General features: G+C 71.9%; 21 protein-coding genes. 12 read left to right on the top strand and 9 right to left on the bottom strand.

What is annotated here, in order from left to right; translation table 11 throughout:
- Positions 1 to 377: 377 nt before the first annotated feature.
- Complete coding sequence (locus DW297_RS00620) at positions 378 to 1850, bottom strand: MATE family efflux transporter (protein WP_136028574.1); 1473 nt, start codon at positions 1848 to 1850, stop codon at positions 378 to 380.
- Between the two features lie 222 nt (positions 1851 to 2072).
- Between DW297_RS00620 and cycA the strand changes: the two genes are divergently transcribed.
- Positions 2073 to 3518: a D-serine/D-alanine/glycine transporter gene (gene cycA, locus DW297_RS00615; protein ID WP_136028575.1), complete on the top strand. Its 1446-nt coding sequence runs from the start codon at positions 2073 to 2075 to the stop codon at positions 3516 to 3518.
- A gap of 91 nt (positions 3519 to 3609) precedes the next feature.
- Here cycA and DW297_RS00610 read toward each other — a convergent pair whose 3' ends face one another.
- The 3 genes from DW297_RS00610 to DW297_RS00600 all read right to left on the bottom strand — a co-directional run bounded on the left by DW297_RS00610 (position 3610) and on the right by DW297_RS00600 (position 6023).
- On the bottom strand, positions 3610 to 4059 hold the full coding sequence (locus DW297_RS00610; protein WP_136028573.1) for a DUF2871 domain-containing protein: 450 nt from the start codon (positions 4057 to 4059) through the stop codon (positions 3610 to 3612).
- A gap of 78 nt (positions 4060 to 4137) precedes the next feature.
- Entirely contained in the window at positions 4138 to 4761 is a 624-nt protein-coding gene (locus DW297_RS00605; RefSeq protein WP_136028572.1) for a response regulator, read from the bottom strand.
- Positions 4758 to 6023, bottom strand: coding sequence for a sensor histidine kinase (locus tag DW297_RS00600; RefSeq protein ID WP_240744476.1), 1266 nt, complete (start codon positions 6021 to 6023; stop codon positions 4758 to 4760). Before DW297_RS00600 ends, DW297_RS00605 begins: the two co-directional genes overlap by 4 nt.
- Before the next feature lie 80 nt (positions 6024 to 6103).
- Here DW297_RS00600 and DW297_RS00595 point away from each other — a divergent pair, with 80 nt between their 5' ends.
- From DW297_RS00595 to DW297_RS00545, 11 genes are all read left to right on the top strand, one after another.
- A complete protein-coding gene (locus tag DW297_RS00595) occupies positions 6104 to 6757 on the top strand; it encodes an IMPACT family protein (protein WP_136028570.1) in 654 nt (217 codons plus the stop codon).
- Between the two features lie 67 nt (positions 6758 to 6824).
- A complete protein-coding gene (locus DW297_RS00590; protein WP_136028569.1) occupies positions 6825 to 7742 on the top strand; it encodes a J domain-containing protein in 918 nt (305 codons plus the stop codon).
- 108 nt (positions 7743 to 7850) lie between these two features.
- Complete coding sequence (locus DW297_RS00585) at positions 7851 to 8843, top strand: LacI family DNA-binding transcriptional regulator (RefSeq protein WP_136028568.1); 993 nt, start codon at positions 7851 to 7853, stop codon at positions 8841 to 8843.
- Between the two features lie 36 nt (positions 8844 to 8879).
- Positions 8880 to 10145 (top strand): ABC transporter substrate-binding protein, encoded by a 1266-nt coding sequence (locus DW297_RS00580; protein WP_136028567.1) that lies wholly within the window; start codon positions 8880 to 8882, stop codon positions 10143 to 10145.
- Between the two features lies 1 nt (position 10146).
- Positions 10147 to 11046, top strand: a complete 900-nt coding sequence (locus DW297_RS00575; RefSeq protein ID WP_136028566.1) for a carbohydrate ABC transporter permease — start codon at positions 10147 to 10149, stop codon at positions 11044 to 11046.
- Positions 11043 to 11885, top strand: a complete 843-nt coding sequence (locus tag DW297_RS00570) for a carbohydrate ABC transporter permease (protein ID WP_136028565.1) — start codon at positions 11043 to 11045, stop codon at positions 11883 to 11885. Before DW297_RS00575 ends, DW297_RS00570 begins: the two co-directional genes overlap by 4 nt.
- Before the next feature lie 15 nt (positions 11886 to 11900).
- Entirely contained in the window at positions 11901 to 12887 is a 987-nt protein-coding gene (locus DW297_RS00565) for a glycoside hydrolase family 130 protein (protein WP_136028564.1), read from the top strand.
- Positions 12888 to 12891: 4 nt separating this feature from the next.
- On the top strand, positions 12892 to 14916 hold the full coding sequence (locus DW297_RS00560; RefSeq protein ID WP_240744475.1) for a hypothetical protein: 2025 nt from the start codon (positions 12892 to 12894) through the stop codon (positions 14914 to 14916).
- A 79-nt stretch (positions 14917 to 14995) separates the two neighbouring features.
- Entirely contained in the window at positions 14996 to 15415 is a 420-nt protein-coding gene (locus DW297_RS00555; RefSeq protein ID WP_136028563.1) for a Fur family transcriptional regulator, read from the top strand.
- A 67-nt stretch (positions 15416 to 15482) separates the two neighbouring features.
- On the top strand, positions 15483 to 16952 hold the full coding sequence (locus tag DW297_RS00550) for a catalase (RefSeq protein ID WP_136028562.1): 1470 nt from the start codon (positions 15483 to 15485) through the stop codon (positions 16950 to 16952).
- Between the two features lie 146 nt (positions 16953 to 17098).
- Positions 17099 to 17899, top strand: coding sequence for an alpha/beta fold hydrolase (locus DW297_RS00545; protein WP_136028561.1), 801 nt, complete (start codon positions 17099 to 17101; stop codon positions 17897 to 17899).
- 6 nt (positions 17900 to 17905) lie between these two features.
- Here the strand turns inward: DW297_RS00545 and msrA are convergent, their stop codons facing one another.
- The 5 genes from msrA to DW297_RS00520 all read right to left on the bottom strand — a co-directional run.
- Complete coding sequence (msrA, locus tag DW297_RS00540; protein ID WP_136028560.1) at positions 17906 to 18451, bottom strand: peptide-methionine (S)-S-oxide reductase MsrA; 546 nt, start codon at positions 18449 to 18451, stop codon at positions 17906 to 17908.
- A complete protein-coding gene (msrB, locus tag DW297_RS00535; protein ID WP_136028559.1) occupies positions 18448 to 18942 on the bottom strand; it encodes a peptide-methionine (R)-S-oxide reductase MsrB in 495 nt (164 codons plus the stop codon). Before msrB ends, msrA begins: the two co-directional genes overlap by 4 nt.
- A 108-nt stretch (positions 18943 to 19050) precedes the next feature.
- Complete coding sequence (locus DW297_RS00530) at positions 19051 to 19971, bottom strand: DUF4862 family protein (RefSeq protein WP_168442759.1); 921 nt, start codon at positions 19969 to 19971, stop codon at positions 19051 to 19053.
- Positions 19968 to 20654 (bottom strand): N-acetylmannosamine-6-phosphate 2-epimerase, encoded by a 687-nt coding sequence (locus tag DW297_RS00525; RefSeq protein ID WP_136028557.1) that lies wholly within the window; start codon positions 20652 to 20654, stop codon positions 19968 to 19970. Before DW297_RS00525 ends, DW297_RS00530 begins: the two co-directional genes overlap by 4 nt.
- The coding region (locus DW297_RS00520) for an ROK family protein (RefSeq protein WP_136028556.1) at positions 20651 to 21560 on the bottom strand (910 nt) is incomplete at its 5' end. The genes DW297_RS00525 and DW297_RS00520, both read right to left, overlap by 4 nt.

Genomic DNA, 21560 nt, shown 5'->3' with positions numbered 1-21560 from the left:
GCTGTGGCACCGACTGCTGCACCGGCGGGGTATCGCCCCAGCCCCCGGTGCTGAACGGCTGGCCCTGCTCCACGGAGAACCCCTGATCCTGCGGGAACCCCGGCTCGTCCCAGGCATCCGCACCCGCGAACCCCGGTGTCAGAAGCACTCCTGCCATGGCAACGGCTGCCCCGCAGATCGCGAGACCGGATGACGCTCCGTACCTTCTCACCTTCATGATGATCTTCACTCTCGTTTCGATGACGAGTCGTCGCGAAGCGAGGGCCTCGCTTCGCTCCCCGCCAACGACGCTATGCGCGAGACACGTTACGGATCGATGACAGCCGCGCCCAGGGTTTGCCGCGCCCCATACTGCGATATGGATGTGCTGGTGGCGGTCAGCGGCGAACGGGCCAGCGCAGGCGCCGAGGGCGCACGACCCGCACCGGTTGCGTGACCACGGCGTCGACGACCATCGAGCCGTCGGTGGGCCCGACGATCGCGATCGCCGAGGTCTCGGTCGCCTCGGCCGGAGCGACCGGGAGCTTCGCGAGACCGCGGTGGGCACGGACGTACGCGGGCACCAGCAGCAGGATCGCCCCGACCCAGGCGAGCGGGTTGCTGAGCGCGACGCCGTCGAAGCCGATCATGGCCCCGAGCACCACGGCCGCCCCGACGCGCATCACCAGCTCGATCACGCCCGTCACGGTCGGCACGAGCGTGTGCCCGAGCCCCTGGAGCGCACCGCGGAGCACGAACAGCATGCCCAGTGCCCAGTAGCCGCAGCCGTTGATGATGAGCATCCGGTGCGCCATGTCGACCACGCCGTCGGAGCCCTCTCCGACGAACAGCCGCACCATGGGAGCGCCGAACGCGATGAGCAGTCCGCCGAGCACGATCGCGGCGGCCACCGCCATCCACGTCGCCTCGACCACGCCGCGGCGGATGCGGTCGGGCCGCCGTCCGCCGTGGTTCTGCGCCGCATACATCGACACGGCGAGCCCGAGCGACGAGAGCAGGGCGACCGCGAGGCTGTCCACGCGCGAGGCCGTGGTGTACGCCGCCACCGCGTCGGCGCCGAGGGTGTTCAGTGCCACCTGCACCGTGAGCGTCCCGATCGCGATGATCGACGCCTGGAAGCCCATCGGCAGGCCGAGACGCAGATGCTCCGCGATGTCGGAGCCGGTGATGCGCCAGTCGGCGCGGCGCAGGTGCAGCATCGGCAGGCGGCGCCGCACGAACTCCAGGCACAGGATCACCGACACGGCCTGCGCGACCACGGTCGCCAGGGCGGCCCCCGCGACGCCCCACTCCAGCGGCCCCACCATCAGGACGACGAGCCCCACGTTGAGCGCGCACGACACCGTGAGGAACACCAGCGGGGTCTTGGAGTCGCCGATCGCGCGGATGATCGCGGAGAGGTAGTTGAAGAACATGGTCGCGCCCGCGCCGAGGAAGCTGATCTGCGTGAACACCGTCGCCTCGGGCATGAGCTCGGACGGGGTCTGCAGCAGCGCCAGGATCGGCCCGGCGATGAGCGGCGCGACCACGGTGAGGATGACGCTGGTGATGCCGCTCAGCAGCACCCCGGTCGCGACCGAGCGGCGCACGGCGGCATCGTCTCGGGCGCCGAAGGCCTGGGCGACCGGGATCGCGAAACCGCTCGTCAGGCCCCACGCGAACCCGAGCAGCAGGAACAGGAGGCTGCCGGTCGCGCCGACCGCCGCGAGCGACTGGACGCCGAGGTGGCGCCCGACCACGATCGCGTCGGCGAACTGGTACAGCTGCTGCACGACGTTGCCGAGCAGGAGGGGGATCGAGAAGGCGAGGATGACACGCCACGGACGGCCCGTGGTGAGGGTGGTGGCCATGAAGAGCGGCTCGCAGAAGACGAAGGGCGGATCGGGAAGCGACCAGTTTATCGAATCGTTTCGGGACGAGGGAACACCGGGGGGCGGAATGCCGGAGCTTCTCTGCCGATTTCGGGCGAGCGCACCGCGGTGGTTACTCTGCATCAGTCGCCGGCACGCGAGTGTCGCGGCGTGTCGACGAAGACCGGAGGAGACAGCGTGACGAAGGAAGACACGGGGGCGATCAACAGCACGGGGGCCACCGCCGATGCGGGGAGCGAGCAGCACCTGCGGCGGGCACTGAGCAACCGGCACATCCAGCTGCTGGCCATCGGCGGCGCCATCGGCACCGGCCTGTTCATGGGGAGCGGCAAGACGATCTCGGTCGCCGGGCCCTCGGTGATCTTCGTCTACATGATCATCGGGTTCATGCTGTTCTTCGTCATGCGCGCGATGGGCGAGCTGCTGCTGTCGAACCTCAAGTACAAGTCGTTCAGCGACTTCGCGAGCGATCTGCTCGGGCCCTGGGCCGGGTTCTTCACCGGCTGGACCTACTGGTTCTGCTGGGTGGTCACCGGTGTCGCCGACGTGATCGCGATCGCCGGGTACACGGATGCGCTCATCCCCGGTATCCCGCTGTGGATCCCCGGCCTGCTGGTCGTGGTGATCCTGCTCGCGCTGAACCTGCCGACCGTCGCCGCGTTCGGCGAGATGGAGTTCTGGTTCGCGCTCATCAAGATCGTGGCGATCGTGGCTCTCATCGCGACGGGTCTGGTGATGGTGTTCACCGGCTTCCAGCACGACGCCGGCACCGCGAGCTTCTCGAACCTGTGGGAGCACGGCGGCATGTTCCCGCACGGCTTCATGGGCTTCGTCGCGGGCTTCCAGATCGCGGTGTTCGCGTTCGTCGGGATCGAACTCGTGGGCACCGCCGCCGCCGAGGCCAAAGACCCGAAGCGCAACCTCCCGAAGGCGATCAACGCGATCCCGATCCGCGTGCTGCTGTTCTACGTCGGCGCGCTGATCGTGCTGATGGCGGTCACCCCGTGGACCGAGTACGTGGCCGGGGAGAGCCCGTTCATCGCGATGTTCGCCCTCGCCGGCCTCGGCATCGCCGCGACCGTCGTCAACCTCGTGGTGCTCACCTCGGCCATGTCGAGCGCGAACTCGGGCATCTACTCGACCTCGCGCATGGTGTTCGGCCTCGCGCAGGACGGCGATGCGCCGCGAATGTTCGCCCGCCTGTCGAAGCGTCGCGTGCCGCAGAACGCCCTGTTCCTCTCCTGCATCCTGCTGCTGTCGGGCGTGGTGCTGCTCTATGCGGGCAAGGACATCGGCACCGCGTTCGACATGGTGACCACGGTGTCGGCGGTGTGCTTCATGTTCGTGTGGACGATCTTCCTGTGCAGCTACCTGAAGTACCGGCGCACCCGTCCGGAGAAGGCCGCGGCCTCGGCGTTCAAGATGCCCGGCGGCGTGTTCATGGTGTTCGTGGTGCTCGCCTTCTTCGTCTTCATCCTGTGGGCGCTCACCACCCAGCCCGACACGCTGACGGCCCTCCTGGTCACGCCGATCTGGTTCGCGATCCTCATCGTCGCGTGGGTGTTCGTGCGCAAGTCGCCCCATCACATCGCCCGGCACGAGGCGCACATCGCCTACCTGCGCGACGAGACCATCGACGCACACTAGACGCACGCGACTGCGCAGAATCGGCGGGCCCCCGGGAGGGGAGCCCGCCGATTCGCGTGTGACGCCGCGGTTCTGGGGAGTTGCGGCGAGGTCAGACGCTCGCGGTGGCGGACACGGGTGCCGCGACGGGTCGCGCGGCGGGCAGGCGCTTGCGCAGAGCGAGGAACAGCAGCACCATCCCGGCCGTGAGCAGCATGTGGCCCAGTCCGGCGATGCCCGCGATCATCTTGGACGACTCCAGGCCGAGCACCGTCAGGGAGCCGTGCCACAGCAGCATGGCCGAGGTGAGCACGAGTCCGGCGGTGTAGAGCCAGAAGAACCAGCCGAACAGGCGGCTCGCGGAGAGCGTGAACGCCCGCTCCAGCAGCAGCACGATCAGGTAGACCACGAAGCCCAGCACCAGCAGGTGGGTGTGCACGAGCCCGAGCTGCGTCGGGGCGCCCTCGGGGAAGTCGTTGAGCTTGGTGAACTCGCGGTAGAAGAGGCCGGAGGCGACCCCGGCGAGCATGGAGGCGAACGCGGCGTAGAAGAGTCGGCGCATGGGTGTTCCTTTCGGGTCACCCCCAGCCTCCGTCGGGCCGGGAATCCGCGGATCCATCGAACGGTGGAGATGCGGGGCTCAGATCACGCCCGTCTCGCGCGCGATCGCCACGGCCCTGGCGCGACTGTCCGCGCCGAGCTTCTCGAACACGTGCACGAGGTGGGTCTTGACCGTGGCCTCCGTCACGAACAGGGTCTTCGCGATCTCGCGGTTCGAGGCGCCCGTGGCGAGCAGCCGCAGCACGTCGAGCTCCCGGTCGGTCAGACGCACCCGGGGTGCCCGCAGCACCTGGCCGACGCGCTCGCTGAGCTCCGGCGTGAGGACGAGCCCGCCCGACGCGGCCGCACGCACCGCACGCACGATGTCGTCCGGGGCGATGTCCTTCAGCAGGTAGCCCGCGGCGCCCGCCTCGACGGCTCCGAGGATCTCGGCGTCGCGGTCGAACGTGGTCAGGATGAGCACGGCGGGGGCGGGGTCCTGCGCACGCAAAGCCGCCGTGGTCTGCACGCCGTCCATGCCCGCGCCCAGCCGCAGGTCGCACAGCACCACGTCGGGGTGCAGGTGCCGCGCGAGGGCGACCGCCTCCTCCCCCGACGCCGCCTCGCCCACGACCTCCACGTCGTCGCGGTGGTCGAACAGCGACCGCACCCCCGCGCGGACGATGGGGTGGTCGTCGACGAGCAGCACGCGCACCGCGGTCACCGCAGCGCTCCCGTCTCCCGGGGGCCCGCGGTCCGCAGCGGCACGTGCGCCGAGAGGGCGGTCCCGTCGCCCGGGGCGCTCTCCACGTCGAGGCCTCCGCCGAGCTCCCGCAGCCGCGCCCGCATCGAGCGCAACCCGTAGCCGCCGCCCGCCCCCGTCGTGCCGCGCGCATCCCACCGGGACGCGTCGAAACCCGCCCCGTCGTCGACGATGTCGAGCCGCACGGCGTCGCCCGCATCCGCCAGGGTCACCACGACGCGGGAGGCGCCGGCGTGCGTGCGGACGTTCGCGAGGGCCGACTGCGCCGTCCGCAGCAGCGCGATCTCGGCGTCGATGCCCAGCGGCGGCAGCTCGTCGTCGGCGTGCAGGGTCGTGTCGATGCCGGTCTCGTCCGACAGGCGGTCGAGCATCCGCGCGAGGGCGTCGGCGAGCGCGGTGGACTCCAGCTCCGCGGGCATCAGGTCGTTCACGATGCGCCGCGCGTCGGCCAGCCCCTCGGCTGCGAGCGCACCGATCTGCTCGAGCGCCCTGGTGCGCTGTTCCTGGTCGTCGCCCGCGAGCGCCGCGCGCGACAGCATCCCCACCGACGACAGGCTCTGCGCGACGGTGTCGTGCAGGTCGCGCGACACCCTGGTGCGTTCGGCGCTCGCCCCCGACTCGCGCTGCATGCGGGCGAGCTCGTCCTGCACCGCGGCCATCTCCTCCTGCGTGGCCACGAGCGAGGCGATCAGCCGCCGTCGCTCCCGGCCGTCGCGCACCAGCACGAGGTAGCCCCGGGAGATGCCGAGCGCGAAGACCCCGCCCACGAGAGGACCGATCACGTTGGCGTACGTCGTCTCTCCGGTGTGCACGACCGGGGCGAGGATCACCACCGCGAGCACGAGCACGCTGAGGGGCACCGCCCACCGCAGCGGCAGGATGAACCCGGCGAGCAGCCACAGCGCGAACGCCAGCCACACGAACTCCGGCGACACGACCACGGCCCCGAGCCAGATGAGGGTGAGGCCGAGCAGCCACCAGGTGGCGAGGCGCCGGTCGGCCGTGCGCTCGCCGAGCAGCAGCCCGCCGCCGTACCACCCGAGGAACACCAGTCCGAGGGCGAGCACCCACGGCAGCGGCACGCCGTCGATCGTCGCCCTGACCACGCCGACCGCGAGCAGCACCGCGGTGATGACCGCCTGACCCACGCGGATCGAGCCCACCAGTGTCGCCCACGACCACCGACCGGTGCCGGGGCGCGGTGCGGGCTCTGGCGACGACATGCTCACATTCTTCCCCCGACGGCCCGCCCGTGCGTCCATCGTTCGACGGAGGCGGCGGACGACCTCGGTATCGTGAGGCCGTGACCGCCGCCCACCCCTACCCCGCGACGATCGCGGCCCCGGTGGAGCACGAGCTCGTGATCCGCAAGTCGCGCTTCCTCACACTGGTCGCGCCCGTGGCCTCGGTGGCCGACGCGGAGACCGTGATCGCGGCCGTGCGCAAGCGCGCGTGGGACGCGAACCACAACTGCACGGCCATGGTCACGGGACTGCGCGGCGATCAGGCCCGCTCCTCCGACGACGGCGAGCCGTCGGGCACCGCGGGAGTGCCGATGCTGGAGGTGCTGCGCCGGCGGGGACTGACCGACGTGGTCGCGGTCGTGACGCGCTACTTCGGCGGGGTGAAGCTCGGGGCGGGCGGGCTCGTGCGCGCGTACGGCTCCGCGGTGTCGGAGACCCTCGACCGCGCGGCGCTCGTGCACCGACGGGCGTTGACCCAGACCACGGTCGAGGTGCCCCACGCCGACGCCGGGCGCTACGACAACCTGCTGCGGGAGTGGGCGCTGCAGCACGGCGCGACCCTCGGCACGCCGCACTACGGAGAGGCCGCGCGCCTGGAGCTGTGGGTTCCTGCGGAGGAGCTGCCGCGACTGTCCGACGACCTCGCCGCCGCGCCGGCCGGAGCCGTGCGCCTCGAGACCGGCGTCGAGCGCGTGGTCGACGTGCCCGCCTGACCGGCACTCCCGGCGGGCGCATACGCGCGGCGGCTATCCTGGACGCCGCGGTCGCGGAAGGAGAGCGATGTTCGACAGTCCGCTCTCGGCCTCGCCGTACGAGATCCTCGAGGTCGACCCGTCCGTCGACGACGCGGAGCTGCGCCGGGCCTACCGCCTCCGCCTCCGCCAGACGCACCCCGACACGGGCGGCGACGCCGCGGTGTTCATCCAGGTGCAGCGGGCGTGGGAGCTGATCGGCACGGCGGAGGGTCGCGCGGCCTACGACCGCCGCACGGGCGTGACCGACGACGGCGCCGAGTGGAGCGGCTGGCGACCGCAGACCGCGCGCACCGACACCCGTCCGCGGGCGCGGTCGTACGGACAGCCCGGCGGCTGGCGCCGCGAGCGCTACCTCACGCTCATCCGGGAGTGGGCGGGCCACGGGGTGGAGGTGCCCGACCCGTACGCGCCGGCTCTCGTGCGGGCCGCGCCGCGGGAGCTGCGGCGCATGCTGGCCGACGCCCTCGCGGAGGAGGCGACCGCGCGCACGGTGTCCGACCTCGGGATGGGCTTCACGGTGTGGCACGACGTCGCGGCCGGGCAGACGCCCGACGACAAGCTCGACCACGTGGTGCTCAGTCCCTCGGGCCTGTACGGCATCATGTCGGAGGACTTCGGCGGGGTGGTGGGCTTCCGCCGCGGCGAGATCACCGGCCCGAGCCTGGGCACCAGGGCTCCGGTGACGGCGGCGCTCGGCCGGATGCGTCAGGTGGCGAAGGCCGCGAAGGTCAGGTTCGGCGGCGCGATCGTGGTGCTGCCGGACGACGATCTGGCGCAGGCGGTGACCCCGCTCGGCAGCAGCCGCGGGGTTCCGGTCGTGGTGGTGCGGCGCAGTGCGCTGGCGATGGTGCTGCGCCAGGGGGTGCCGGGGGCCAGGGCGATCGGCGGCAACGAGCTGTTCGACGTGCGCACGCGCCTGCAGCAGACCGTCCGGTTCGTCTGACCCTCCGCGCGTCCGCGATCCCGCTCTTGACGCCTTTCGTCAAACCGGTTTACACTCGTCAAACCGGTTCACGCACCCGAGTGAGCCCGACACCCGCGAGGAGGCGGCATGGGCCGCACCACGATCGCCGACGTCGCCCGCGAGGCCGGCGTCACCAAGGCCACCGTGTCGCACGCGCTCAGCGGCAACCGCCCCATCTCCGAGGAGACCAGGGCGAAGGTGCTCGCCGCGGCCCGCAAGCTCGACTGGGCTCCGAGCCAGAGCGCCAGAGCCCTCGCCACGCGCCGCGCCAACGCGATCGCCGTCGTCCTCGCGCGCGACCCCGAGGTCATCGCGAACGACTCGTTCTTCCCCGCGTTCATCGCCGGGGTCGAGTCGGTGCTCGCCGAGACCGAGACCGCGCTCGTGCTCCAGGTGGTGCAGGGTCGCGAGGCCGAGGAGCGCGCGTACCGCATGCTCGCCCGCGGCCGGGCCGACGGCGCGCTGCTGCTCGACCTGCGCACCGACGACTGGCGCGTGCCCTTCCTCGACGAGCTCGGGCTGCCCACCGTGCTGGTCGGCGCCTACGACCAGCCCAGTCCGTTCTCGTGCGTGCGCACCGACGACGCCGCGCCGATGCGCGAGATCCTCGACCGGCTCCGCGCCGCAGGGCACACCCGCATCGCCCACGTGTCCGGCCCGCTCGACTACGTGCACTCGGCCGCCCGTGCCGCCGCCTACACCGAGGCCGCGGGCTCCGACGAACTGCTGCGCGAGGGCGACTTCACCGCCGCGAGCGGGCGCGACGTGACCGAGGAACTGCTCGCGCTGCCCGACCGCCCCACGGCGATCCTCTACTCGAACGACACCATGGCCATCGCCGGGCTCTCCCTCGCCCGCTCGCAGGGTCTCGCGATCCCCCGCGACCTGGCCATCTCCGGCTTCGACGACGACCACCTCTCCGCCCACCTCTCCCCCGCGCTCACGAGCGTGTCGTCCGATCCGGCCGCCCGGGGCCGCGCGGCCGCCCGGCTGCTGCAGGAGAGCATCCTCGGCGCCGAACCGCGCACCGAGGTCGTGGACTGCAACGTCGTGCACTTCCGGGAGAGCACCGGCTCCTGAGCCCCCCGCACCACCCATCGCGTCAAGGAGGACACCATGAAGAAGATCCGCGCAGCAGCACTCGTGGGCGCCGTCGCGCTCGTCGTCACCGGATGCTCGTCCGGCGGCGGAGGCGGCGAAGGCTCCGCCGAGGGCACCGGTCCCATCGACATCTGGCTGTCGAACAACGAGCAGGAGGTCGCCTGGGGTCAGGCGGTCGTCGACGCCTGGAACGAGGAGCACCCCGACGAGAAGGTCACCGCGCAGGAGATCCCGGCAGGCTCGTCCTCGGAGGAGGCCATCACCGCGGCGATCACCGCCGGGACCGCACCGTGCCTCGTCTACAACGTCGCGCCGGCGGCCGTGTCGGGCTGGGTCAAGCAGGGCGGCCTGGTCGACCTCAGCTCGATGGACGGCGGCAGCGACTACATCACCGAGCGCAGCGGCGACGTCGAGCCCTACGCCACGGACGGCAAGTACTACCAGCTGCCGTGGAAGTCGAACCCGGTCATGGTCATGTACAACAAGACCCTGTTCCAGGCCGCCGGGCTCGACCCCGAGGACCCGCAGATGAACACGTACGACGCGTTCCTGGAGGGGGCGCGCGCCATCGTCGACTCGGGCGTGCAGAGCGCCATCTGGCCCGCGCCGACGAGCGAGTTCTACCAGCCGTGGTTCGACTTCTATCCGCTGTACCTCGCCGAGACCGACGGCACCATGCTCGTGGAGGACGGCACGGCCACGTTCGACTCGGACGACGGCAAGACCGTGGCCGACTTCTGGGCCACCGTGTACGAGGAGAAGCTCGCGCCGAACGAGGCGGCGACCGACGACGCGATGTCCGCCGGCACCACGGCCATGCAGCTCGCCGGCCCCTGGGCCATCCCGTCGTACGCCGAGACGGTCGACGTGGGCTTCATGCCCGTGCCGACCAGCGACGGCCGGGAGAACCCCACCACGTTCGCCGACTCCAAGAGCGTGTCGATGTTCACCGCCTGCGAGAACCAGGCGACCGCGTGGGAGTTCCTGAAGTTCTCCACGAGCGAGGAGGCCGACGGCCAGCTGCTCGAGGCGACCGGCCAGATGCCGATGCGCACGGACCTCACCGACACGTACGCCGACTACTTCTCCGCCAACCCGGACTATGTGGCGTTCGCGGAGCAGGCGGAGAACACGGCCGACGTGCCCAGCATCCCGAACTCGGTGGAGGCCTGGCAGGCGTTCCGCGACGAGTACTCGTCCGCGGTGATCTTCGCGAAGGAGTCGACCTCCGACTTCCTGAAGAACGCCGCCGCGAAGGTCGACGAGCTCGTCGCCGAGTGACATGACCACCGACAACCGACGGCTGCGCACCCGGTGGCTGGGTGCGCAGCCGATCGGCGGCCTCTTCGCGCTGCCGTACCTCGTGTTCGTGATCGCGATCTTCGCGTATCCGCTCGGTTTCGCCGTCTACATCGCCTTCCACGACTACTTCTTCACCGCGCCGGGCGCCGAAGTCGACCGGCCCTTCGTCGGCTTCGACAACTTCGTCACGGTGCTCACCGACCCGCGCGTGCTCGGAGCGTTCCGCAACACCCTCGTGTTCCTGGTGATCAACGTGCCGCTCACGGCGGTGCTGGCGCTCGTGCTCGCAGCCGCCCTGAACACCGGCATCCGCTGGGTGGCCGCGTACCGCGTGGCCTTCTACGTGCCGTACCTCACCGCGAGCGTCTCGCTGGTGGGCGTGTGGATGCTGCTGTTCTCGGGCAACGGGCTCGTCAACACGATCCTGGGGCCGCTCGCGCCCGACCCGTCGTGGCTCGTGAACAGCGCGCTGGCCATGCCGATGATCGCGCTCTACGTCACCTGGAAGCAGCTCGGCTTCTACATCCTGCTGTACCTGGCGGCGCTGCAGAACGTGCCGAAGGAGCTGTACGAGTCGGCGGAGACCGACGGCGCCGGCGCCCTCGCGCGGTTCTGGAACGTGACCGTCCCCGGCGTGCGCAGTGCGACCACGCTCGTGCTGATCCTCTCGATCATCACCGGGGCGAACCTCTTCACCGAGCCGTACCTGCTCACCAACGGCGGCGGGCCGGACGGCGCGTCCACCACGCCGGTGCTGCTCATCTACCAGCTGGGCATCCAGCAGCAGAACCCCGACACCGCGGCCGCGATCGGCATGATCCTGGTGGTGCTCGTGGGGATGCTGTCGCTGGCCGCCAACCGCGCGACGAGGGAGCGATGATGCGCCGGAAGAACACCCTGCCCCGCGTGCTGAGCGTGATCGCGCTCACGATCGCGGCGATCGGCTTCGCCTTCCCGTTCTACTTCATGCTGGTCGGCGCGTTCCAGGAGAACCCGACGAACTCGCCCAGCCAGCTCATCCCCACGGGCGGGTGGACGGTCGACAACTTCGTCGCGATCGACTCGCGCATCGACCTGGTCGGCTCGCTCGTCAACTCGATGATCTTCACGCTCGGCGTGCTGCTGGGCACGGTCGTGTTCGGGCTGCTCGCCGGCTATGCGATCGCCCGGCTCGACTTCCGCGGCCGCGGCGTGATCTGGGTGCTGATGCTGCTCGTGCAGATGGTGCCGTTCCAGCTGCTGATGATCCCGCTGTACGTGCAGATCACGCGCAACTACGGTCTGGGCGACTCGTACCTGGGCATGATCCTGCCGTTCCTCATCAACACGACCGCGGTGTTCATCTTCGTGCAGTTCTTCCGGGCGCTGCCCACGGAGATCTTCGAGGCCGCGCGCATCGACGGCGCGGGCGAGATCCGCCTGCTCACCTCGGTCGCGATCCCGCTGATCCGCCCCGTGCTGGTGACCGTGGTGCTGGTCACCTTCATCGGCCCGTGGAACGAGTTCCTGTGGCCGTTCCTCATCACGAAGGACGCGTCGCTGCAGCCGCTCGCCGTGTCGCTCGCGAACTACATCTCCAACGTCGCGCAGTCCACCGCCAACCCGAACGGGGCGATCCTCGCGGGCGCCACGGCACTCGCATTCCCCGTCGTCATCCTGTTCATCGTCTTCCAGCGCTTCTTCAAGGCCACCGACCTCGGCGCGGCCGTCAAGGGCTAGCCAGAAAGGGCATCCATGTTCACCGGAGCATCCTTCCCCCTCGGTCCGTTCACCCCCTACGAGGGGAACCCGATCCTGCGTCCGCGCGGCGACAGCTGGGAGTCGGCGAACCTCTACAACCCGGCGGCCCTGGTCGACGGCGACGAGGTGCTGCTGCTGTACCGCGCGCACGCCGACGACATCGTGTCGCACATCGGGCTCGCCCGCTCCCGCGACGGGGTCACGTTCACGCGCGAGGACGCGCCGATCCTCTCCCCCGTCGAGGACTACGAGCGCTACGGCTGCGAGGATCCGCGCATCGCACTGATCGACGGCACCTACTACCTCACCTACACCGGCTGGGACCGTCACAGCGCGCAGCTGTGCCTGGCGACCTCGACCGATCTGCGCACCTGGACCAGGCACGGCCCGCTGTTCGACGACTTCGACACCTTCAAGACCATGGACCCGCGCGGGTTCAACTGGTCGAAGGCCGGGGTGATCGTCCCGCAGAAGATGCACGGCAAGTGGTGGATGTACTTCGGCGAGGGCGGCATCTACTGGGCGACCAGCGACGACCTCATCCACTGGACACCCGGCACCCCCGACACCGAGCCGATGTACACGCCCACGCCCGGCACCTGGGACGAGGCGCTGGTGGAGATCGGCACCTCGCCCGTGGTCACCGACAACGGGCTGCTGGTGATGCTCACCAACGGCGCCACACGCACGGTGCACGACGACGGCACGGTCGACGTCGACTACCGCTGCGGGCAGATCGCCATCGACGCGGACGAGCCGACGAAGGTCATCGCCCGGATGCAGGAGCCGTGGCTGCGCCCGCAGAGCTTCGAGGATCTGCACGGCCTGGTGTCGAACGTGACCTTCGTGGAGGGACTGGTGAAGTTCCACGGGAAGTGGTTCGCGTACTACGGCCAGTCCGACACGACCCTGGCCGTCGCGATCCACGACCCCGCGGAGCCGTGGGGCCGCGCGCTGCGCGAGGCCGAGGGCGAGGAGTGAGGCCATGGAGACCACGCGCCGCACCTTCCTGACGCTCGCCGCGACCACGTCCGCCCTGGCGCTGCTGCCCGTCGACGCCGCGGTGGCCCAGGGCACCGCGGCCGGATCGGCCCTCCGCCCGGCCAGCGCCCGCGGTCGCCGCCTCACGAACCTCGCGCACCTGCGGTTCCTGCTGGCCGACGTGCCGGTGGTCGCGAGCGACACGCACACCACCGAGGGCATCGCGGAGCGCCCCGTCGTGCGGGCGCCGTGGACCTACGCCGACACCGACGGCGCGGGCGGCTACCGTCCCGTCGGCGGCGGCACGCGCGACGCCGCCACCGGCTACTGGTCGCAGGGCGCGTACAACGCCGACGATATCGCCCGCGCCGCGGTGGTGTTCCTGCGGGACTGGCGCGCCACGGGCGACCCGCAGAGCCGCGACGACGCCCGCGACGTGCTCCGCTCCCTCGCGTTCCTCCAGACCGTGTCGGGGCCGAACGCCGGACGCGTGGTGCTGTGGCAGCAGGAGGACGGCACACTCACGCCGAGCGCGATCCCGGTGGAGCTGCCCGACCCCTCGGACTCGGCGGAGTCGTACTGGCTGGCCCGCACCGTGTGGGCCTTCGGAGAGGGATACGCCGCGTACCGCACGGAGGATCCCGCCTTCGCGGAGTTCCTGCGAGCGCGGCTGCACCTGTGCCTGGACGCGCTGGCGCGCGAGTCGCTCGGCCGTGCAGGGCAGTGGGTCCGCAGCGACGGACGCGACCTGCCGGCGTGGCTCATCGCGGGCGGCGCCGACGCCACCGCGGAGGCGATGCTCGGGCTCGCCGCCGCCGCGGAGGCCGGAGACGACCGCAGTCGCACGGCCCTGCAGACGTACGCCGAGGGCGTGGCGGCCATGGCGACCGACCCCGATCAGGGCTGGCCGTTCGGGGCCGTGCTGCCGTGGACGGGCTCGCTGGGGTTCTGGCACGCGTGGGGCGCGGCGGCTCCCGAGGCGCTGGCCAGGGCGGGCGGCGTGCTGCGACGCCCCGACCTCTCCGCCGCCGCCGTGGCAGACGCGGCCCGCTTCACGCCGCAGGTGCTGACCTCGGGCGGACCGCACAACGCGTGGGCGCCGCTGCCCGCCGAGGCGCAGATCGCCTACGGCGCACACGGCCGCGTGGCCGGGGCGCTGCAGGCGGCGAGCGCGGGCGGCGAGGGACTGCGGGTGATCGCGGGGCTCGCGGCGGGATGGTTCTTCGGCGCCAACACCGCGGGCGTGCCGGTGTACGACCCCGCGACCGGCGTGACCTTCGACGGCGTCGAGACCGACGGCCGCGTGAACCGCAACTCGGGCGCGGAGTCGACGATCCACGGCCTGCTCACGATGCAGCTGCTCGACGCGAACCCCGACGTGGCGCGGCTGGCGACCTCGATCACGGGGCTGTCGTCGTTCGCGGGACTGCGGGCGCTCGACGCCGAGGCCGCACGGCTCTCGCCCGGGTGCACGGTCGAGCGTCCCGCGGACGGCGCGTGGACCGGTGAGGGCAACCTGGCGGGCGGCGCGTTCGTGCGGGTGCCCGAGGGCGAGTGGGTCGAGTTCGACCTCACCGAGCCCGGCGGGGTGCTGCACGGGCTCGTGTGGCGGCAGGCCGCGGACGCCGGGACCGCGGTGTGGGAGGCGCGGCGCGGCGGACGGCGGCTGTGGAGCACCGAGACAGAGGCCGGAGGCACGGGCGACCGCGGACTCACGGAGGCGGACGGCATGCTCGTGCCGCAGCTTCTCGGCGGCGGACTCCCGGACGGCCCCGTGACCGTGCGCTGCACCAGCCGCGGCGACCTGCGCCTGGACGCGCTGGTGGTGCAACCCCGCGTGACCACGGCGGTGTACGCGACCACGGGCGGCGCGGCGGTGCTGTACGCCAACGCGACCGCGGAGCAGCAGCGCGTGGCACCCCTGGCACCCGGAGCGGACACGGCCTACGACGAGAGCGGAGCACCGCGCGGGAACGGCACCCCGGGCGGGCGCGTGCGGGGGCGGGGCTTCACGGTGACGCGGCGCTGAGGCCCGCGGCCGCGGGGGCGACTCGCCATGCCGGCATGCTCTTTTTGAGTCACTCAAAAGAACGTGTAGAGTCGAGGACATGGAGACAGACCTCGACTCGGCGCTGCGAGGCGCCGGGCTGCGTGCGACCGCGGGCCGCGTCGCCGTTCTCGAGGCTCTCGGCTCCATGGCCCACACGGATGCGGAGCGCGTCTACCGTGCGGTCTCCGAGTCGCTGCCGACCACGTCGATCCAGTCGGTGCACAACATCCTCGCGGACCTGACGACGGCGGGGCTCATCCGCCGGATCGAACCGGCAGGATCCGCGGCGCTCTACGAACGGCGCATCGGCGACAACCACCACCACGTCGTCTGCACCTCCTGCGGTGCGATCGGCGACGTGGACTGCGTCGTCGGCGAGGCGCCGTGCCTCACCCCCTCCTCCACGGGGGGATTCACCGTCCAGACAGCCGAAGTCACCTTCTGGGGCCTGTGCCCCAGCTGCCAGAACGCCGCGTAGGCCCGCCTCCGACCGCCCGTCCCCCGACGGCGCTGTTCGGCGTGCCCGCGCGCAGAAGGAGAACACCATGTCGAACCCCACCGGGTCGAACCGTCCGGCCACCACGACGCAGACGGGTACGCCCATCGCGAGCGACACCCACTCCCTCACGGTCGGTGCCGACGGCCCCACCGTGCTGCACGACCAGCACCTGGTCGAGAAGATCGCCTCGTTCAACCGCGAGCGGGTGCCGGAGCGCAACCCGCACGCCAAGGGCGGTGGCGCGTTCGGCGAGTTCGTCGTCACGGAGGACGTGTCGCAGTACACCAGGGCCGCGGTGTTCCAGCCCGGTGCCACGTCCGAGACGCTGATCCGCTTCTCCTCCGTCGCGGGCGAGCAGGGCTCCCCCGACACCTGGCGCGACGTGCGCGGCTTCTCGCTGCGGTTCTACACGACCGAGGGCAACCTCGACATCGTGGGCAACAACACCCCCACGTTCTTCCTGCGCGACGCCATCAAGTTCCCCGACTTCATCCACTCGCAGAAGCGCCTGGGCGACTCCGGTCTGCGCGACGCCGACATGCAGTGGGACTTCTGGACGCTCTCGCCCGAGTCCGCCCACCAGGTCACGTACCTCATGGGCGACCGCGGGCTCCCCCGCAGCTGGCGCCACATGAACGGCTACGGCTCGCACACGTACTCGTGGGTGAACGCCGCGGGCGAGCTGTTCTGGGTGAAGTACCACTTCCTGGCGCACCAGGGCGTCGAGGCGATGAGCCCGGAGGAGGCAGAGAAGCTCGCCGGCACCGACGCCGACCACTACCGCCGCGACCTGTTCCAGTCGATCGCCCAGGGTGACTTCCCGAAGTGGGACCTGTACGTGCAGATCATGCCGTACGACGAGGCGAAGGACTACCGCTTCAACCCGTTCGACCTGACCAAGACGATCTCCAAGAAGGACTACCCGCGCATCAAGGTCGGCACGCTGACCCTGAACCGCAACCCGGAGAACTTCTTCGCGCAGATCGAGCAGGCGGGCTTCGCGCCCGGCAACCAGGTGCCCGGCACGGGCATCTCCCCCGACAAGATGCTGATGGGCCGCATCTTCGCGTACCCCGACGCGCAGCGTCACCGCATCGGCGCGAACTACAACCAGCTGCCGGTCAACCAGCCGCACGCGGCCGAGGTGCGCAACTACCAGCACGAGGGCTCGATGCGGTATCAGTACAACGACGCCGCGCACCGCACCTACCAGCCGAACTCGTTCGGCCCCGCCGGCGGCCCCGAGGCCGACCCGGCGAAGGGTGTCGAGGCGAACTGGGCGGCCGACGGCGAGCTGACGCGCTCCGCGGCGACCCTGCACGCCGAGGACGACGACTTCGGCCAGGCCGGCACGCTCTACCGCGAGGTGTTCGACGGGGAGCAGCGCGCCCGCTTCCTGGAGACGCTGACCGGCCAGGGCCGCTCGATCACGATCGACGCGATCCGCGAGCGCTTCTTCCAGTACTGGACGAACGTGGACGCCGAGCTCGGCGCCGCTCTCCGCGACCGGGTCTGACCCGGGTCGGCGCCCCTCCCTCCGTCATCCGGGGAGGGGCGCCGCCGGCGGGGACCCCGACGAACGCCCCCTTCTGCACCGTGCCCGCAGGAGGGGGTTCGTCGTCGGTGCGGCCGTTGCCGCGCGAGAGGGAGCAGGATGGAGGGGTGGCCGTTCCCCTCTCCGACCTGACCGCGATGCCCGCTCCCCAGCACGTATACGCCCCCGACGGCACCCGGCTGGCGACCTACACGTGGGGTGAGCTCGATGCCCCGGTCGTGGTGGCGGTGCACGGCTTCGCGTCGAGCGCGCGCGACAACTGGGTGCTCACGGGCTGGGTGCGCGAGCTCACCGCGGCCGGCTACCGCGTGCTGGCTCTGGACCAGCGGGGGCACGGCCAGAGCGACAAGCCGCACGAGGCCGACGCCTACGCGATCCGCGCCCTGGCGACCGACGTGGAGACGGTGATGGACACCTACCTCGTCGACGACGCCTTCTACCTGGGCTACTCGCTGGGTGCGCGCGTCGGCTGGGAGGTCGTGCGGGAGCTCCCGCACCGGATCGGCCGGGCGGTGCTCGGAGGGGTTCCCGACGGCATCCCCCTGGCCCGGCTCGACCTGGACGAGGTGCGGGCGTATCTCGCCGACGGCACGCCGGTGACCGACCGCACCACCCAGAACTACATCGCCCTGACCGAGCGCGTGCCCGGCAACGACCTGCGGGCCCTGGTCGCGCTGGCGGAGGGGCTGCGCGGCTCCGGCACGATCGACCCCGACCCGGCCGACGCCCCGACCCGGCCGATCCTGTTCGCGACCGGGTCGAAAGACGCGATCATCGAGGGCTCGCGGGCACTGGCGGCCGCGGCCCCCGACGGCCGGTTCGTGGAGATCCCGAACCGGCATCACTTCAACGCGCCGGGCTCGCGCGACTTCAAGGAAGCCGCGCTCGCCTTCTTCGCCGAAGGCTGACCGCGGTCAGCTCGCGGTGGCGTCCTCACGCTTCGGCAGCACCCAGCCCGCGCGCGGGAAGTGGCACGTGTAGCCGTTCGGGTACTTGATCAGGTAGTCCTGGTGCTCCTCCTCGGCCTGCCAGAACGGCCCGGCGGGCTCGATGGTGGTGACGGCCTTCGCCGGCCACAGCCCGGAGGCGTCGACGTCGGCGATCGTGTCGCGCGCGACCTGCTCCTGCTCGGGAGTGAGCGGGAAGATCGCGGAGCGGTAGCTCGACCCGATGTCGTTGCCCTGACGGTTCAGCGTCGACGGGTCGTGGATCTGGAAGAAGAACGCGAGGATGTCGCGGTAGGTCGTCTGGGTCGGGTCGAACACGATCTCGACCGCCTCCGCGTGACCGGGGTGGTTGCGGTAGGTGGCGTGGTCGTTCTCGCCACCGGTGTAGCCCACGCGGGTGTCGAGCACCCCGGGCTGGCGGCGGATCAGGTCTTCCATGCCCCAGAAGCAGCCGCCCGCCAGCACGGCGGTCTCGGTCCCGGGGGTGCGGGTGATGGTTCCGGTGTCGGTCATGACTGCTCCTCAGCGGTGTCGGGGGTGTCGGGTGTCGTGGTGGGGTCCGCGGCGAAGAGGCGGCTGTAGCGACCGTACCCCTCCTCCTCCAGCCTGTCAGCCGGGATGAAGCGCAGGGCCGCGGAGTTCATGCAGTAGCGCAGGCCGCCCTCGGCCGCCGGTCCGTCGTCGAACACGTGACCCAGGTGGCTGTCGGCTCCGGTCGAGCGGGCCTCGGTGCGGGTCATCCACAGCGTGCGGTCGGTCTTGGTGGTCACGGCCTCGGCGTCGATCGGGCGCGTGAAGCTCGGCCAGCCGGTGCCGCTGTCGTACTTGTCGCGGGACGAGAACAGCGGCTGTCCGGAGACCACGTCGACGTAGATGCCGTCGTCGTGGGTGTTCCAGTAGGCGTTGCGGAAGGGCGGCTCGGTGGCGTCCTGCTGCGTCACCTCGTACTGCAGGTTCGTCAGGGCGCTGACCGCCTCGGGGGTCTTGCCGTAGTCGTTCGACATGAGTGGCTCCTTGTCCGGCGCCGCTGGCTGCGGCGTCATAGAGGAGAACCCGTACCGTCCCCGTTTTGGTCCCGCGGGGCTGGGAGCGGGCTGTGAGTTTTCGACGGCTCAGGCGGAGGCGCGCACGAGGTCCAGGTTCGCGGTGGCGGTGCGGAGGATGTCGGCGACCGTGCGGTCGTCGGGGCGGCGCGCGACCTTCAGGCCGAGCCACGCGACGTCGCCGGCGGCGGTGAGGGCCGCCGCGACGTGGGCGCGGTCGAGCAGAGAGCGCGACGCGGGGTGGGTGTCCGCGATCGGGAGGTGCGCGTCGATCCACGGGTACCCGTAGGGGCTCTCCACGGGGGCGGCGCCGGAGAGGGCGAGCCCGGTCAGCAGGCCGGACGCCGCGGCGTCGGCGATCTGCGCGGTGACCGCGTCGGCATCGCGGAGCTCGATCGCGGAGCGCCCCCAGTTCAGCCACAGCCCCACCGGGACGTCGGCCAGGCGGATCGCGGCGATCTCGTCCGCGAGGGGCAGGAACCCCTTCTCGGGCGTCCGGTCCGGCACGTGCGCGTCGCAGTGCTCGATCGCCAGGACGGCGCCGGACCAGTCGAGCGCGGTCACCTCGTCGAGCGACCGGGCGAGGGCGGCGGCGTCTCCGGTCGCGCGCGGCGCGGTGTGCAGCGTGACCACCGCCACGTGGGCGGCGCTCTCGTCGCGGAGCCGGACGACGTCGGCGGCCACCCGGCGCAGATCGGCGACCGCGGCCGCACGGCCCTCGGCGTCGGGCGACGCGAGACCGTAGCGGGGGTCCTCCCCCACGCGGCGCATCACGAACGGCACGGGCGTGACCGCGAGCGGCACCCCGGGCACGTGCGCGAGGAACCAGTCGTCGTCGTGCGGGTGGAGGCCGCCCATCCACGGCACCTCGAGCCCCGCGACCCCGGGAAGGGCGCAGAGCGCCGGCAGCAGCTCGGCCTCCAGCGCCGGATCCCACTGGGCGTGAGCGGGCGAGAGCGGGTAGGCGCTGACGAGCAGCGGTGCGGTCACGCCCGGGCCTGCGCGATGCCGTCGACGAACCACGACGTGAGCGTGGACGGGTGCGTGATCGCGGTGCCCACGCACACGGAGGCGGCACCGGCGCGGAGGGCCGCGGCGGCGTGCTCCGGGCGGTGCACGCGGCCCTCCGCCACGATCGGACGGGTGCAGCGCGCGGCGATCAGCTCGATCAGCTCCAGGTCGGGCCCGACGGTCTTCGGCCGCTCGCCCGTGTACCCGGAGAGCGTGGTGCCGAGCAGGTCCGCCCCCGCCTCCTCCGCGGCGACCGCGTCGTCGAGCGAGCCGCAGTCGGCCATGATCAGCGCGTCGGTGTGGGCGCGGAGCCCGGCGATCGTCTGCGCGAGCGTGAGGCCGTCCGGCCGCGGGCGACGGGTGCCGTCGATCGCGACGATGTCGGCCCCGGCATCCGCCACGGCCTGCGCGTGTGCCAGGGTCGGGGTGATGAAGACGTCGGACTCGCCGTCCTTCCACAGGCCGACGACCGGCACCGGGAGGTCGGCGACCGCGCGGATGTCGTCGATGCCCTGCACCCGGATGCCCGCAGCACCGCCGGCGAGGGCGGCCGCGGCGACCTGCGCCATGGTGCGCGGGTCACGCATGGCCTCGCCGGGGTAGGCCTGGCACGAGACGATCAGGCCGCCGCGCAGCCGGTCGATGGTGTCGGTGAATCTCATGAGTTCCTCCAGGCCGATGCGGCGGCTCCCCGCAGCGGTGCGTCATCGCCGAGCGCACCCGGCAGGATCGGGGTGGACTGCAGCGCGTCGATGGCCTCGGCGCGGTACGCGGCGCGCATCGGACCCCACCACGCCTCGCCGATGTTCGGCACGCCCCCGGTGACGACGAAGCGCTCCGGGTCGAGGATCGTGGCGGCACCCGCGAGCGCACGGCCCACGGCGGCCGCGGACTCCTCGAGCGCGCGCCGGGCCACGGGGTCTCCGGCGGCGCCCGCGGTCGCGACACCGCGGGCGTCGCGGATCGTGGGGTCGCCGCCGAGCGACAGGAAGTGCCGGTGCATGCCGATGCCGGAGCCGATCGCCTCCAGGTGACCGCGGCGACCGCAGGGGCAGCGCAGATGCTCGGCCCCGGGTGTCGGGAGGTGCGCGATCTCGCCCGCCACGTGATGGGCGCCGCGCGCCGCGCGGCCGTCGAGGATCAGCCCGGCGCCGACGCCCGTGCCGACCGCGACGATCAGGGCGCTCGCGGCCCCGGACGCCGCGCCGTGGCGGTGCTCCCCGGCGGCATGGGCGTCGACGTCGTTCTGCACCGCGACCACGGCGTCGGGCTGCAGCCGCGGACCGAGGGCCGCGCGCACGAGGGCGGCGAGCGGGGTGCCCGGCCAGTCGGCGAACGTGTCGGTGGCCGACACGATGGTGCCCGTCGACGCGTCGACGACCCCGGCCGTGCCGATGCCGACACCCGCGAACGTCGCGCCATCGGGGAGCAGCCGCTCGGCCAGCGCGGCCACGGTCGCGACGACCGCGGCCGGCCCCTCGGCGGCGGGCGTGGGGGCCACCTCGGTGCGCAGCAGCACGTCCGACCGGTCGGCGACCGCCGCGGCCGTCTTGGTGCCGCCGATGTCG

This window comes from Microbacterium sp. PF5 (genome assembly GCF_004794315.1).
Taxonomy (GTDB): Bacteria; Actinomycetota; Actinomycetes; order Actinomycetales; family Microbacteriaceae; genus Microbacterium; species Microbacterium sufflavum.
This window is presented reverse-complemented; position numbering and strand designations above follow the sequence as displayed.

Excerpts from the sequence above, each read along its gene's own strand:
- DW297_RS00560 (WP_240744475.1), top strand. The coding sequence starts at position 12,892 with ATGGAGACCACGCGCCGCACCTTCCTGACGCTCGCCGCGACCACGTCC.
- DW297_RS00570 (WP_136028565.1), top strand. The coding sequence starts at position 11,043 with ATGATGCGCCGGAAGAACACCCTGCCCCGCGTGCTGAGCGTGATCGCG.
- DW297_RS00585 (WP_136028568.1), top strand. The coding sequence starts at position 7,851 with ATGGGCCGCACCACGATCGCCGACGTCGCCCGCGAGGCCGGCGTCACC.
- DW297_RS00580 (WP_136028567.1), top strand. The coding sequence starts at position 8,880 with ATGAAGAAGATCCGCGCAGCAGCACTCGTGGGCGCCGTCGCGCTCGTC.
- msrA (WP_136028560.1), bottom strand. The coding sequence starts at position 18,451 with ATGACCGACACCGGAACCATCACCCGCACCCCCGGGACCGAGACCGCC.
- DW297_RS00565 (WP_136028564.1), top strand. The coding sequence starts at position 11,901 with ATGTTCACCGGAGCATCCTTCCCCCTCGGTCCGTTCACCCCCTACGAG.
- msrB (WP_136028559.1), bottom strand. The coding sequence starts at position 18,942 with ATGTCGAACGACTACGGCAAGACCCCCGAGGCGGTCAGCGCCCTGACG.
- DW297_RS00525 (WP_136028557.1), bottom strand. The coding sequence starts at position 20,654 with ATGAGATTCACCGACACCATCGACCGGCTGCGCGGCGGCCTGATCGTC.
- DW297_RS00600 (WP_240744476.1), bottom strand. The coding sequence starts at position 6,023 with ATGTCGTCGCCAGAGCCCGCACCGCGCCCCGGCACCGGTCGGTGGTCG.
- DW297_RS00610 (WP_136028573.1), bottom strand. The coding sequence starts at position 4,059 with ATGCGCCGACTCTTCTACGCCGCGTTCGCCTCCATGCTCGCCGGGGTC.
- DW297_RS00555 (WP_136028563.1), top strand. The coding sequence starts at position 14,996 with ATGGAGACAGACCTCGACTCGGCGCTGCGAGGCGCCGGGCTGCGTGCG.
- DW297_RS00620 (WP_136028574.1), bottom strand. The coding sequence starts at position 1,850 with ATGGCCACCACCCTCACCACGGGCCGTCCGTGGCGTGTCATCCTCGCC.
- DW297_RS00550 (WP_136028562.1), top strand. The coding sequence starts at position 15,483 with ATGTCGAACCCCACCGGGTCGAACCGTCCGGCCACCACGACGCAGACG.
- DW297_RS00575 (WP_136028566.1), top strand. The coding sequence starts at position 10,147 with ATGACCACCGACAACCGACGGCTGCGCACCCGGTGGCTGGGTGCGCAG.
- DW297_RS00590 (WP_136028569.1), top strand. The coding sequence starts at position 6,825 with ATGTTCGACAGTCCGCTCTCGGCCTCGCCGTACGAGATCCTCGAGGTC.